Here is a 13,749-nt window from a genome sequence, read left to right as displayed (position 1 = left end):
AGTTTTCTCCTCCCTTTAAGCCATCGCTTTACCGGTGTCAGAACTAATGGACTGGATGTTTTTCAATTTTTTAAGGCGTTTCATCACGTTGTTTTGCTTTCCGAAGTACGTGTAAAGCTCCTTGTATTCCGTATAAAGCCGATCGTATAAGGCAACGTTTTCAGGAATTGGTTTGTACGTTTGATCCTTGATCTTGCCCATATGTGCGACTGCTTCTTCGATATGGTCATAACCGCCGTTCACGCTTCCGGCCGCGAGCGCTCCGAATATCGCGGAACCTAAAGCCGGCGCCTGCGGAGATCCGGATATTTTGATTTCCATGTTGGTGACATCCGCGTAAATCTGCATGATAAACGGATTTTTTTCGGCGATTCCTCCTGCGGCATACAGCTCCTCGATCGGCACGCCGCTTTGTCTAAACGTTTCAATAATGATCCTCGTCCCGTAAGCAGTCGCTTCAACCAATGCACGGTATATCTCTTCAGGCTTAGTGGCAAGCGTCATACCGAGCAGCATGCCTGTCAGATCGGCATCAACGAGTGTTGAACGGTTTCCGTTCCACCAATCCAATGCAAGCAAACCGCTTTCGCCGATTTGGAGACGGTCAGCTTTTTGAGACAGCAGTTCGAAAATGGAAATCCCTTCGGCTTTAGCTTCTTTCATATACGCTTCTGGTACAAAGTGTTGAATCAGCCAATGAAAATGGTCGCCGACGCACGATTGGCCTGCTTCATAGCCGACATAGCCCGGGAGAATCCCGTTTTCAACAACACCGCACATTCCCGGCACCATTCTGACATCTTCACCGAGCAGCATATGGCAGGTAGACGTTCCCATGATCATCAGCATCTTGCCCGGCTCTGTGATGCCGACCGCCGGAACTGACACATGCGCATCAACATTTGCGACAGCGACCGCCGTACCAGCCAGAAGCCCTGTCTTCCCGGCCATTTCTTCAGTCAGTCCGCCCGCTTTTTCACCTACAGAATAAATATCCTCTGTTAATTTTTCGCGAACGATATTTTTCAGCTTCGGATGCAGGCTTGCGAAGAAATCATCAGAAGGATAGCCGCTTTTATTGTTCCAAATCGCTTTATAACCCGCTGTACAATTGTTGCGCTTTCTAGTTCCGCACAGCATATAGACGATCCAGTCGGCCGCTTCCATAATCTCGGCTGCAGCATCATAAATAACAGGCGCTTCTTCCGCGATTTGCATCACTTTTGGAACGAGCCACTCGGAAGAAATTTTCCCGCCGTATGTTTGAAGAAAAGGTTCATTTCTTTCTTCCGCGATTTGATTCAAGCGATTCGCCTGCTCCTGTGCAGCATGGTGCTTCCAAAGCTTGACATAGCTGTGCGGTTCTGACGCATACTCTTCCCTCATGCAAAGAGGAGTGCCGTGCTCGTCAACGGGCAAAATCGTGCAAGCCGTGAAATCGATTCCGATGCCGATGATTTCTTTCGGATCCGCTTTCGACTGCTTTAAAAGGCTCGGAATTGTTTCCTCCAGCACTTCAATGTAATCAGCCGGATGCTGGAGCGCCCAGTCCCGCGGAAGTTTTCGCTTTGAGACGGGAAGCTCCCGGTCTATCACCCCGTGTGTGTACTCTTTGACAGCTGTCGCGATTTCCTCACCTGTCCGGACATCGACGAGAACAGCGCGTCCTGACAATGTTCCAAAGTCAACTCCGATTGTGTAAGGGATAAGCCTTCACCCCCTTAAAACTTGAGAAGCCGATATGCAGCTTCACTCCATTTAAGTTCATTGCGAAGATTTAAAATCGTCGTATCGCGATTGATCAACACCGCTTCAATGCCTGACATTTCGGCCCAATCGAGCATCTGCTCGGCTGTCAGCTGATACGAAAGGCATGTATGGTGCGCACCGCCAGCCAAAATCCACGCTTCAGCCGATGTTCTCAAAGACGGCTGCGGCTTCCAAAGTACGCGCGCCACCGGAAGATTCGGCATATCATGCGGAACCTTCTCAGCTTCCACTTCATTGATGACAAGCCTGAAACGGCCGCCCAAATCGATGAGAGAGACATTGACCGCAGGGCCTGCAATTCCGTCGAACACGAGCCGCGCCGGATCGTCCTTTGCACCCATTGACAGCGGATGGACTTCAATTCTCGGTTTGTGATCGGCAATCGACGGGCACACTTCAAGCATGTGGGAGCCGAGAATCATTTCATTGCCCGGTTCAAAATGGTACGTGTAATCCTCCATAAATGACGTTTCTTTTCCGCCGGCCATCACTTTCATCATCCTGACGAGCGCAGCCGTTTTCCAATCTCCTTCTCCTCCGAAACCGTAGCCTTCGGCCATCAGGCGCTGAACGGCCAAACCTGGAAGCTGCTTCATACCGTGGAGGTCTTCAAAGGTTGTCGTAAAGGCCGTATAGCCCCCATTCGAAAGAAAGCGCTTTAATCCAAGCTCGATCCGCGCCTGCTCTTTAACGGATTCCCTTGCCTCTTCGCCTTCCGGCCACTCATAAAGCTCCTCATATTCGGAGATGAGCTCGTTCAGACTTTGTTCTGATACAGTATTGATCTCTGTGACGAGGTCGCCGATTCCATATCCGTCGACAGACCAGCCAAGCTGAATCTGCGCTTCAATCTTATCTCCTTCTGTTACCGCCACATTGCGCATGTTGTCCCCAAATCGGGCGACTTTGATATGACGGCTCTCAATATATGCGACCGCTGCGCTCATCCATTTGTCGATCGAGTGTTTGACGTCTCTGTCTTCCCAATACCCGGCAATGACTTTTCGCGGAATGCCCAATCTCGCTCCGATAAAGCCGTATTCGCGGTCGCCGTGTGCAGACTGATTAATATTCATGAAATCCATGTCGATTCTATCCCACGGAATGTCCCGGTTAAATTGGGTATGAAAATGGAGCAGCGGCTTATTCAGCTCAGACAGGCCCGGAATCCACATTTTCGCCGGTGAAAACGTATGCATCCAGGTAATGATGCCCGCGCACTCCTCGTCCCGGTTCGCCTCTTCAAACAGTTTTCTGACGCCGTCCAGCGAAGTGGCCACCGCTTTGTACTTGACTTGAAACCTTAAATGTCCGTCATTTAATCCGTTGCAGATCATTTTGGAATGCTCTTCCACCTCTTGTACGGCCTCTTCTCCATATAAATGCTGGCTGCCTGTCACAAACCAAAATACATGCGTCTTTTTTTGAATCAAATAGCTTCCTCCTCTTCTTTAAGGTTTCTGTGTAAAGATTAGCAAACTATTAAAACGCTTACAAAAAAACATGAATATACCTTATTCTCAAACTTATCGCGACTATATGTACGTACAACTAAACTCAAAAACATATTTGTACGAACAACTTCATTATATCATTTTGAAAAAAACTGTCAATTTAATTTCCAGTGTGTTTTTTATTTTTTTTGACAGATTTCAGAACAAAAAAACCGGGCGGAAAAATCGCCCGTCATCTGTTAATAAGTCGGCCACCCTTGGGAATCCCAGTACAAGTCGTTGATGAGCAGCTTCGATACACCATTGTCCAACGCGTCATAAGCGTGTCTGACAAGGATCGAGTTGTTCAGAACATCCTGATGTCCCGGCCCTTTCCAGCGGTCATTGCCGGAATCCAGGATCGTCCCTCCGCCGTTCATCATATTTTTGCCGCTTTTATCATAATAGGGTCCCGTAATGCTCGTTGAACGGCCGTACGCTATTTTATATGTGCTGTTCACCCCTTTACAGCAGCTGTCAAATGAGACAAATAAGTAATAGTAGCCGTCTTTGTAGGTAATGTTCGGCGCTTCAACCGCTCCGCCGTTATTCGGCCTTGAGGCGATCGAATACAGGCTTCCCGTCGGCTTCATCGTGTTTTTATCAAGCCTTGTCAGCTTGATGCCGGTCCAAAAGGAACCGAATGAGAGCCATGGATTCCCGTTATTGTCAATAACCAGATCAGGGTCAATGGCATTAAACTGATCACCGGATGTCGATCTGATGACCAGCCCGTCATCCCGCCATTGGCCGGATGAAATCCGGTCTGTCGATGCGAGTCCTATCGCTGATGTGTTTGAACCGAAAGACGATACAGAGTAATACAGCCAATACCGGCCGTTATAGTAGCTGATATCCGGCGCCCACTGATGCGGTTCATGATTTGGTACGTACATCTTCCACCAGGACAATGGAGCTGGAAAAATACTCGGGGCAGCACTCCAGTTTCTGCCGTCGGTTGACTTAATGACACGCAGCCCTGTACCGAGCCCGGTTCCAAATGTATACCACGTATTTCCCTCTTTAATGATGGAAGGGTCATGGATGAAATTGTCCCCCTTTGTGTCCCAAAACGCAGCCTTGCCTGATTCAGGCATCAAAAAAGCCAGCAGCAGTCCGAACATCAATCCTGTCAAAGACATTCTCCGCAACACATTTTTCATTCAAATCACACTCCTGTTCTTGTAAATGAAAAAACAATGCCTCCCTTTCTTTGTCAATTTTTCGAACAATGTTTATATATGTAAACGCTGTCTTTGACATTACAAAAAAAAGCTGACAGCTTATAAAATAAGCCTGTCAGCCACATCTTTCATCAGTCAAACGTAATATTTTGAACCGTCTCTTTATCCAATCGCTTAATCACTTCGGTAATTAATTTTACCGCATGTTCATAGTCATCCCGGTGAAGCATGGCCGCGTGCGTATGGATATACCTTGTCGCGATCGTGATCGACAGGGCAGGCACTCCGTTCGCGGTAAGGTGGATCGAGCCCGAATCTGTTCCTCCCCCTGAGAGGGCGTCAAATTGATACGGAATGCCGGCTTCATCTGCAACATTCGTGACAAAGTCGCGAAGCCCTTTATGAGACACCATTGAAGCGTCATAAAGGATGATCTGCGGGCCTTTTCCCATTTTGCTTGTCGACTCTTTTTCCGTAATACCCGGTGTATCACCCGCGATTCCCACGTCAACACCGAAAGCAATATCAGGCTTGATCGTATGCGCGGCGGTTTTCGCGCCTCTCAGTCCGACTTCTTCCTGTACGGTTCCGACGCCGTAGACGACATTCGGGTGATCCGCTCCTTTCAGGTTTTTCAGCACATCGATCGCGATCGCGCAGCCGATACGGTTGTCCCATGCTTTGGCAAGCAGCATTTTTTCATTATTCATCACCGTAAATTCAAAGTAAGGAACGACCTGGTCTCCCGGAAGAACGCCCCACTCCATCGCTTCCTCTCTGTTCGACGCTCCGATATCGATAAACATATCTTTAATATCCACCGATTTTTTTCTTGCCTCCTGAGACAGGACATGAGGAGGTTTTGAACCGATGATACCGGTGATGTCGCCTTTCTTCGTCACGACCGTCACACGCTGCGCCAGCATGACCTGGCTCCACCAGCCTCCAACCGTCTGAAAGCGGAGATAACCCCTGTCATCGATCCGCGTAACCATAAAACCGACCTCATCAAGATGGCCGGCAATCATAATCTTCGGTCCGTCAGCCTGTCCGGTCTTTTTAGCGATTAAGCTTCCCAGTCTGTCTGTCGTAACCTCGTCGGCAAACGGTTCTATGTACGATTTCATGACTTGTCTGGGCTCTTTTTCATTTGCAGGAATTCCTTTTGCATCTGTTAATTCCTTTAGCATCGTCAATGTTTCATCAAGCTTTGCCATCTCTATACAGCCTCCTTAATTAACCCTCATTTACTATTATACAGAAACATCCCTTTTCAATACGACCAATATTCTGTACAGCTTTTTTGGTTAAAAAATGAAACCTTGCGGGAACTGGTTCGTATATATTGGGATATACTCAAAATTACGTTCAAGGGAGGTTCTGTTTTAACATGATTGTCATCATATTGAGACTGGCTTTGCTGGCGCTTTTGGTTTACGTCGTGTACAGGGCCGTTCAATTTTTGGGGAGTCCGGACAGAAGGCTGAAATCAGCACAGGCCAAAAAACACTTTTATTTTTTGGACGAACAGAAAAATGCACGCAAAAATCTCAAGCTGACATTTAAAGGCGTGCTTTTCGAAGGAGAAAAACACATTCCTTCAAAAGACCATCCGCTGTTCATCCATACGATTTTTGTATGGACGGAAGCGCCTGAAGAAAAGCTCAGCTCTTTCACGGAAGAAGACTTCGCAGAATTGGAAGAAAACATTAAAGCCCACTATCCCGATTGCAAAATCGACTGGGATTCGAACATTCAAAAGTGGAGAAACAAAAAAGCAGAAGAGCAATAAGCCTCGTCTGCTTTTTTAATTCATCATATAAAAATAGGTCAAAACGGCTTGCACGGTCAGCAAAAAAGGAATGCCAAGCCTGAAGGAAAGGTGTTTTGTCTTATGTCTGAACCGCATCATCCCGAACCAGACGCCTGCGGATCCGAAAGCGGCCGCAACGAGCCAGATGCGGCGCTCAGATACCCTCCATTTCCCAGTGACCGCTTTTTGCTTGTCTGCTTTCATTAAGAAAAAGCCGTATCCGTTTATGAGGATCGCGTAAATCCATATGAGAGTCATATTGTTCATTTCTCCTTGTTTCGCGGTTGGGGGCTTGCGGCGGCCGGTCTCACGAACCGTTTCACATCCCGCGCGAGTAGCTTCTAACAACAAAAGAAAAAGGCCGGGTTCCGGCCTTTTTCAATTATTTATTCAATTGCGCTTTAGCAGCGTCTGCAAGCTGATTGAATGCGTTCAAATCGTTTACAGCAAGGTCAGCAAGCATTTTGCGGTTTACTTCGATACCGGAAAGCTTAAGACCGTGCATCAAACGGCTGTAAGAAAGACCGTTCATGCGTGCTGCAGCATTGATACGAGTGATCCACAGTTTGCGGAAATCGCGTTTTTTCTGACGACGGTCACGGAAAGCGTAGTTTCCTGATTTCATAACCTGCTGGTTAGCTACTTTATATAATGTATGTTTTGAACCAAAATAACCTTTTGCTAATTTGAGAACCTTTTTACGACGTTTGCGTGTAACAGTTCCGCCTTTTACTCTTGGCATTAGATTTCCCTCCTAATTATACCTTTTCCGAATTACTTAATGTTGGCAAGCTGCTGCTTGATGCGTTTGAAATCGCCGGCGCTTACGACTGCGCTTTTGCGAAGCTTGCGCTTTTGTTTTTGAGATTTATTTGCGAACAAGTGACTTGTATATGCATGAGAACGTTTCAGTTTCCCGGAACCTGTCTTTTTAAAACGTTTCGCAGATCCGCGGTGAGTTTTCATTTTTGGCATGGATGTTTCCTCCTTAATTACTTTTCAGTTTTAGGCGCGAGCACCAAGAACATGCTGCGGCCGTCCATTTTCGGCTTCGTTTCAACATTCGCCACTTCCGCGCAGGCTTCTGAGAAACGGTCCAGCACGCGCTGTCCGATTTCTTTGTGCGTGATCGCACGGCCTTTAAAGCGGATGGACGCTTTCACTTTGTCCCCTTTTTCCAGGAACTTGATGGCGTTGCGAAGCTTTGTATTGAAATCATGTTCTTCAATACCAGGGCTCAGCCGAACTTCTTTTAAGTTAATGATTTTTTGATTTTTGCGTGCTTCCTTTTCCTTCTTCTGCTGCTCGAATCTGTACTTTCCGTAGTCCATGATCCGGCATACAGGCGGTTTTGCATTCGCTGCAACCAACACAAGGTCAAGATTTGCGCGACCCGCAATTTCCAGTGCTTCCTGGCGGGATTTGATCCCAAGCTGATCGCCATTTTGTCCGATCAAACGAACTTCACGCGCACGGATACCCTCATTAACCAATTGATCTTTGCTAATAATGAGCCACCTCCATAGAATCTTTGAATTGATTTCACAACTCATTTTGACCGTTTCTTTGCATTCCACAGGCAAACAAAAAGTGCGGGCATCGAAACACCCACACTGCGAACATTGCATAGAAAAATAAGAAATGTACGTTTAACCTGCCAACTACAAGAATGTGTCAATCAGGTGAGAAGCGGGTGCTTCTGCTTGTTGATATATATTCAATTCATTATCCATCTTACATAAACAAATCCTGCAAGTCAAGATATAAAATTTATCACAACATTTGCTATTATATCAGGACACATTTGAAATAGCAATGCTATTTTTTTATTTTTCTTTCACCGGCTCTATCCGCCGATCATTTGGACACATAACGGAACGACAAACACGGTCACGACGCCGACGACGACAACTGCAATACTCGCCATTGCCGCTTCGACTTCCCCCATTTCAATTCCGACGGCGACGCCGAGGGCATGTCCTGATGTTCCGAGCGCCAACCCTTTGGCGATCGGATGCTGCACTTTGAAGATCTTCAAAAAAAGCGCGCCAAGCGCATAGACGATCACTGCGTCAAAGATGACGGCGAAGGCCGTGATATCTTGAATGCCGCCGATTCCTTTTGATAAAGGAAGTGCAATCGCGGTCGTGGCGGCCTGAGGCAGCATGCTTTTCATGACGGCTCCGTCAAGATGGAGCGCGTTTGCGATCAGATAGACGACAGCAACCGAGCAGACAGAGCCCGCAATAATGGCGCCAAGGATTTGCAGCCAATATTTTTTCAAGCTTTCCACCTGTTTGTATAAAGGAATGGCGAACGCAATCGTGGCGGGCTCCAAAAAGAACTTAATGATGTCTCCGCCGCTCTTGTAGTCCTCATATGAAAAACCGCCGATTTTTAAAAATGCAATCCCAAGAATCATCGCGACAAACAGAGGCGTGAACAAGAAAAAACCATTTGATTTTTTAAATAAAAAAGTGCCGATGCCAAATGCGGCCAGTGAAACGACAATACCGAAATAAGGTGTCATAGCGTTAATAACCTCCTATCGATTCAAGAAGCTGTTTTTTTGGCTGATTCAACCCGGTTGTCCTGACGGTCCTTTTTGCTTGCAGACAGGATGAACTGTGAAAACAAGCCTGTCGCTGCAAGCAGAATGACGGTGGCCAGGAAAATCACGAGGACGATCGGCAGCCCGTATTTCTCCATGACACCGAGCGAGTTCATCACTGATATACCCGACGGAACGAATAAAAAACCGATCAGCGAAGTGAGCGCCGTGCCAAGCGATTCGACTTGTTCCAGCTTCAGCACGTTCGCACACAGCAATGCAAACAACATCACCAAGCCGATGACAGACGGAGGAATCGGGATGGGCAGAATCGCGGCGATTCCGTTTGAAACAAACATAATAACAGCAAAAATAAATGCCTGAGTTAAAAAGCCATATTCTTTTTTCCCCTTCATTTCGTTCACCTCTTTGGCTGTGTTGGGTTCATTATATAAAAAGGCCCCGGCCAAAAAAGCGTTTTCAAAATAACTTGCCGGATACCGCCCTTCAATTGCAGAAACGGGACGCTGAAATGCAAATTATTCTTCCGGCTTTGCACATTCTTCACAATTATTTAAATTCCAGAATGTGCTAATGGAGCAAAACAGATCGTATAGTGGTTAATGAGAAAACGATTGATGAGGAGGCTCTGACTCATGAACCATTCAAGAGGAGGGCGCTTTGTTCCGGCTGGCGAATTCGCATCTTTAGCAAGACGCGGCCTGATGCCTGAAGACGCTTCGATCGCCGCCGGCGCGCCCCGATTTGCAGATTATCCATTCAAGCTTGGAGTGGCTTCAGGTGACCCGCATCCCGACGGGGTTGTCATTTGGACGAGGCTTGCCCCCGATCCGCTTGCCGAAGACGGTTTAGGGGGAATGCCCGGCAGAGCCGTCCCTGTTCAGTGGGAAGTAGCCGAAGATGAACATTTCCGCAAAGTGGTGAAGCGCGGGACCGTCTCAGCGCTCGCTGAGCTCGCCCACTCCGTTCATGTTGAAGTGAACGGCTTAAAGCCGGGAAGCTATTATTGGTACCGGTTTAAAGCGGGACGGGAAATCAGCCGGACAGGCCGTACAAAAACAGCGCCTTCCCCGCACGCCGACATCAAGGGAATGTCGTTCGCTCTCGCCTCGTGCCAAGCTTGGTACCACGGATATTTTACAGCTTACCGGCATATGGCCGAAGACCATCCGGACGTTGTTTTTTTCCTCGGAGACTATATTTACGAATATGCCATTAATGCTAAAAATCTTTTCCGCGATGTGACTTTATCTGCTGCCCATAACGCAAAAACCGTCACGCTCAGCCAATACAGACTCAGATATTCTCTTTTTAAGACAGACCCGGACCTCCAGGCCATTCATGCGCTGGCTCCCTGGGTTGTGACGATGGATGACCATGAGGTCGAAAACAATTATGCCGGCATCCATTCCCAATACAACACATCTCCGGACGATTTTCTCCGGCAGCGCGCAGCGGCGTACCAAGCTTTCTACGAAAATATCCCGATCCGCAGCACATCGATTCCAAATGGGCCTGACATGCTGATGTACAGGCGGTTCCGCTATGGAAACCTGGCTGAATTCAATGTTCTGGACACCCGGCAGTACCGCAATAATTTTCCGGCAAATGAGGCCGAACGGCTTGAGCCGTCACGCTCCATACTCGGATTTGACCAGGAGCGCTGGCTTTTTAACGGCTTGAGCCGGTCTGACACGGTGTGGAACTTTTTAGTCCAGCAAGTCGTCCTGGCTCAAATCGACCGCGATACAGGCCCCGGAGTTGAGTACAGCACAGACCAGTGGGACGGTTTTCCCGCTTGCCGCGACAGGCTTTTTTCCGCATACAAGGCATACGGCATCCAAAACCCCGTTGTGCTGACAGGAGATATTCACAGACATGCCGCTGCCGACTTAAAGGAGAACTTCGACGATGCGGGCTCAGCGACAATCGGAACCGAGCTGATCACAACTTCGATATCTTCAGACGCTGACGGCAGCGAGACCGATTCATTGGCGCCGATCTGGCTCGGAAACCCGCATGTCAAACTGTACAATGCGCAGCGCGGCTACGTTCGCTGCCGCTTGACGCCCCGGCAGCTTGAAGCCGACTTTCAGGTTCTTCCTTATATCACACGGCCCGGCGCCCCAGTCTCAACTTATGCCACATTCTCCATAGAAGCGGGACGGCCCGGGCTTCAGCGCTAAAAAACGGCGGTGAATGACGAATTCAGTCTTTCACCGCCGCTGATCATTTTTCACACCATATGCAGCCGTTTTTTCAGCTCTTTCGCGTATGTACGGCTGACAGGAATCGTGGAGCCGTCTTTCATCAGGAGGTTGTATGTCGAATTGAACCAGGGTTTGACTTCTTTAATATGATCCATATTTGCGAGAAAGCTTCTATGCACCCTGATCAACGCCGTCTGTGAAAGCTTTTGTTCGAGAACGACTAATGTATCGTGAACCGTGTATGCCTGATCAAAGGTTTTCACTGTGACGTGTCCGTCTTCTAACCCGGCGTATACGATTTCGTCCGGATCGAGAATGACGATCGCTTCGTCAATGCTGAGAGCCAGCCTGTGGCGGCCCGCAAGCTGCTGCCCCTCCTGATGGCCGGGACGCATCCTTTTATATTTTTGGATCGTCTGTCTGATTCGCTCCTCATCAAACGGCTTTGTCAAATAATCGACCGCATCCACTTCAAATGCTTTCAGCGCATATTCATCATAAGCGGTCGCAAAAACGACAGCCGGAGGCGCCGACATTTTTTTCAGCCGCTTCGCAATGTCAAAACCGTTCTCCCCAGACAAATCGATGTCCAAGAAAAGAATATCAGGTTTGTGATCCGCCATTTTGTCAAACGCTTCTTCGATATGTTCAGCTTCATCGACCGCAACCACTTCTTCGGTCTGCTCTAATAAATATCTAAGCTCGTCTCGCGCAAACATTTCATCATCCACGATTAATACCTTGAGCATCTCTGTTCCCCTCTCTTTCGGTTTGAAAAGGAATCTTAAAGGATATCTCTGTTCCTCTATCAGGTTCGCTGGCAAGCTCGAGGGCAGCCTGGTGCCCGAACAAACCGGTAAGCCGCTGATTCACATTGTAAAGCGCCGTCCCGTTCCCTTCTTTTGAAGGTGCGGGCGCCTGTCCCAGCTGTCCAAGCAGCTCGGGATCAATTCCCCTGCCGTTGTCTGACACCTTCATCAAAACGCCGTCCTGCTCTCTCACAGCGCATACTTTTACCGTGCATACCTTTTGTTTTCTCGGGAATGCATGGCGAAGCGCGTTTTCAACAAGCAGCTGCAATATAAATGGAGGAATTTCCATGCTTTCAAGACCGTCCTCGATATGAAAATCAATATGATACTTGCCAGGGAACCGGGCCTGCTCCAATGATAAATAGGCTTCCAGGTGGTTCAGCTCTTTTGAGAGCGGAATCATCAGCTGCCTGGCTCCCTGCAGATTGGAACGAAAATAAACGCTCAACTGCAGGAGGAGTTTCCGCGTTTTTTCGGGATCTGTCCTGCACAGAGCAGAAATCGTATGGATGGCATTAAATAAAAAGTGCGGATTGACCTGCGCTTGAAGCGCCTTGATTTCGGCATCTTTCAAAAGCTTGCTTTGCAGCTCAGCCTCACCGAGTTCTAGCTGAGTGGAAAAAAGCATGGCAAGCCCTTCGGCGAGCTCTTCCGTCACACGGTTAAGACCGGATGGATGCTTAAAGTACAGCTTCAGCGTGCCGATTGTTTCGCGGTTGGAGAAGAGCGGCAGTACGATCGCCGCCTGCAGCGGACAGGAACGGTGCGCACACTCGATTTCATCGCGCGACTTCACTTTCATGACCTTTCCGGTTTGAATGACTTTTTTCGATAAACCGGTGATCAGATTTTTCGAAGGAATATGATGATCTGCTCCATCTCCAACATGAGCGAGAATGTTCTCTCTGTCCGTAATCGATACGGCATCCGTCCCCGTCATCCGGTGAATAATGAGAGCGGCGCTTTTGCAGGAATCCTCATTCAGTCCCCGGCGGAAAAAAGGAAGCGTCTGATCCGCTATCGAAAACACCTTATGGGTCTGAACGGCCCGCGCCTGTTCCTCTTTGCGGATAATAGACTGAATGATCGATAGAAAAATAAAGCTGCCCGTCCCGTTGACAATCATCATCGGAATGCCGATCATCTGAACGAGCGCAATAGCCTCAGCCTGCGGTTTTGCAAGTACGAGAATCATCAGCATTTGCAGACCCTCCATACAAATACCCGCCAGAGCGGCTACCCTTGGTGTCACCATCTGATGCCGTTTCCTGAAAAAGCTGCCGATATAACCGGCGATGACGCCAGCCAGCAGTGAAGAAACCGCACAGCTCAAAGCTGTCGTCCCTCCCAGTGAAAAACGGTGAATGCCTGACAATAGCCCGACACCCGCTCCGACAAACGGCCCTCCGATCAGACCGCCGATTTCGACACCGAGAATTCTCGTATTGGCAATCGAGCTTGACGGATCGATCGCAAAAATCCAATCATTGTTCAAAATCTTATGTTCCCGGATTTCAATACCTGTATAGTTGCTGATGATGCTGAACAGGGAAAAAATGAAGATGAGAACCCCTTTTCCCTTATACCCTTCCGGATGCTGGAGGTGCTGACGGAACACCTTCATATGGGCCAACATAAAGCCCAGGATAACGATGATCCCCACTCTCTCCAGCATCATGATCATGAGTTGAATCATGTACTTCCCCTTGCTTTCTTTCTGTATCGGAATTTGCTCTTATTCTATCATACCTCTTTTTATTCACACTTTGACGCGGCATGCTTTACAAAATAAAAAAGGTAGCAAACAATTGCTGCCTTCAGATTGTTGACAAAATCCCAAAACGACTTTTTGTTTTGGGATTTTGTCATCCTTTCAGCGTGATTGAAAACCCTTG

The 13,749-nt window shown here is 48.1% G+C and carries 14 protein-coding genes and 1 other annotated feature; of the genes, 2 read left to right on the top strand and 12 right to left on the bottom strand.

The genetic code is table 11. The features are described 5' to 3' along the window. Positions 1-15 precede the first annotated feature (15 nt). The 4 genes from araB to LQ247_RS19750 all read right to left on the bottom strand — a co-directional run bounded on the left by araB (position 16) and on the right by LQ247_RS19750 (position 5,664). On the bottom strand, positions 16-1,707 hold the full coding sequence (araB, locus tag LQ247_RS19765; protein WP_231006535.1) for a ribulokinase: 1,692 nt from the start codon (positions 1,705-1,707) through the stop codon (positions 16-18). A gap of 14 nt (positions 1,708-1,721) precedes the next feature. Continuing rightward, positions 1,722-3,203, bottom strand: a complete 1,482-nt coding sequence (gene araA / locus LQ247_RS19760) for an L-arabinose isomerase (protein WP_144498776.1) — start codon at positions 3,201-3,203, stop codon at positions 1,722-1,724. Between the two features lie 260 nt (positions 3,204-3,463). Further along, complete coding sequence (locus tag LQ247_RS19755; RefSeq protein WP_023855472.1) at positions 3,464-4,426, bottom strand: glycoside hydrolase family 43 protein; 963 nt, start codon at positions 4,424-4,426, stop codon at positions 3,464-3,466. Between the two features lie 152 nt (positions 4,427-4,578). Next, positions 4,579-5,664 carry a M42 family metallopeptidase gene (locus LQ247_RS19750; protein ID WP_020452527.1) on the bottom strand — a complete coding sequence of 362 codons (1,086 nt, stop codon included), beginning with the start codon at positions 5,662-5,664 and terminating at the stop codon, positions 4,579-4,581. Between the two features lie 173 nt (positions 5,665-5,837). Between LQ247_RS19750 and LQ247_RS19745 the strand changes: the two genes are divergently transcribed. Further along, positions 5,838-6,239, top strand: coding sequence for a hypothetical protein (locus tag LQ247_RS19745; RefSeq protein WP_023855473.1), 402 nt, complete (start codon positions 5,838-5,840; stop codon positions 6,237-6,239). A 15-nt stretch (positions 6,240-6,254) separates the two neighbouring features. Here the strand turns inward: LQ247_RS19745 and LQ247_RS19740 are convergent, their stop codons facing one another. The 6 genes from LQ247_RS19740 to lrgA all read right to left on the bottom strand — a co-directional run bounded on the left by LQ247_RS19740 (position 6,255) and on the right by lrgA (position 9,227). Then, entirely contained in the window at positions 6,255-6,518 is a 264-nt protein-coding gene (locus LQ247_RS19740; protein WP_231006481.1) for a DUF1294 domain-containing protein, read from the bottom strand. A gap of 124 nt (positions 6,519-6,642) precedes the next feature. Next, positions 6,643-7,002 (bottom strand): 50S ribosomal protein L20, encoded by a 360-nt coding sequence (rplT, locus tag LQ247_RS19735; protein ID WP_003184266.1) that lies wholly within the window; start codon positions 7,000-7,002, stop codon positions 6,643-6,645. Positions 7,003-7,034: 32 nt separating this feature from the next. Continuing rightward, positions 7,035-7,235, bottom strand: coding sequence for a 50S ribosomal protein L35 (gene rpmI / locus LQ247_RS19730; protein ID WP_003184267.1), 201 nt, complete (start codon positions 7,233-7,235; stop codon positions 7,035-7,037). 17 nt (positions 7,236-7,252) lie between these two features. Continuing rightward, the gene (infC, locus tag LQ247_RS19725) at positions 7,253-7,771 is read right to left on the bottom strand and encodes a translation initiation factor IF-3 (RefSeq protein WP_145654358.1); all 519 of its coding nucleotides are present in this window, start codon (positions 7,769-7,771) and stop codon (positions 7,253-7,255) included. A 67-nt stretch (positions 7,772-7,838) separates the two neighbouring features. Next, positions 7,839-7,971 (bottom strand) — a sequence feature (ribosomal protein L20 leader region). A 135-nt stretch (positions 7,972-8,106) separates the two neighbouring features. Then, on the bottom strand, positions 8,107-8,790 hold the full coding sequence (gene lrgB, locus LQ247_RS19720; RefSeq protein ID WP_231006480.1) for an antiholin-like protein LrgB: 684 nt from the start codon (positions 8,788-8,790) through the stop codon (positions 8,107-8,109). 23 nt (positions 8,791-8,813) lie between these two features. After that, positions 8,814-9,227 carry an antiholin-like murein hydrolase modulator LrgA gene (gene lrgA / locus LQ247_RS19715; RefSeq protein WP_075212767.1) on the bottom strand — a complete coding sequence of 138 codons (414 nt, stop codon included), beginning with the start codon at positions 9,225-9,227 and terminating at the stop codon, positions 8,814-8,816. A gap of 240 nt (positions 9,228-9,467) precedes the next feature. Between lrgA and LQ247_RS19710 the strand changes: the two genes are divergently transcribed. Continuing rightward, entirely contained in the window at positions 9,468-11,018 is a 1,551-nt protein-coding gene (locus LQ247_RS19710) for an alkaline phosphatase D family protein (RefSeq protein ID WP_026579093.1), read from the top strand. Between the two features lie 50 nt (positions 11,019-11,068). Here LQ247_RS19710 and LQ247_RS19705 read toward each other — a convergent pair whose 3' ends face one another. Together LQ247_RS19705 and LQ247_RS19700 are read right to left on the bottom strand one after the other, a co-directional pair. Continuing rightward, positions 11,069-11,791, bottom strand: coding sequence for a LytR/AlgR family response regulator transcription factor (locus LQ247_RS19705; RefSeq protein ID WP_020452534.1), 723 nt, complete (start codon positions 11,789-11,791; stop codon positions 11,069-11,071). Then, on the bottom strand, positions 11,766-13,550 hold the full coding sequence (locus LQ247_RS19700; RefSeq protein WP_020452535.1) for a sensor histidine kinase: 1,785 nt from the start codon (positions 13,548-13,550) through the stop codon (positions 11,766-11,768). The genes LQ247_RS19705 and LQ247_RS19700 overlap by 26 nt, the downstream gene beginning before the upstream one ends. Positions 13,551-13,749 lie beyond the last annotated feature (199 nt).

This window comes from Bacillus sp. BS3(2021) (genome assembly GCF_021043345.1).
GTDB classification, from domain to species: Bacteria; Bacillota; Bacilli; order Bacillales; family Bacillaceae; genus Bacillus; species Bacillus paralicheniformis.
Note: the sequence above shows the minus strand (reverse complement) of the source record. Positions and strands in the feature narration are given on the sequence as shown.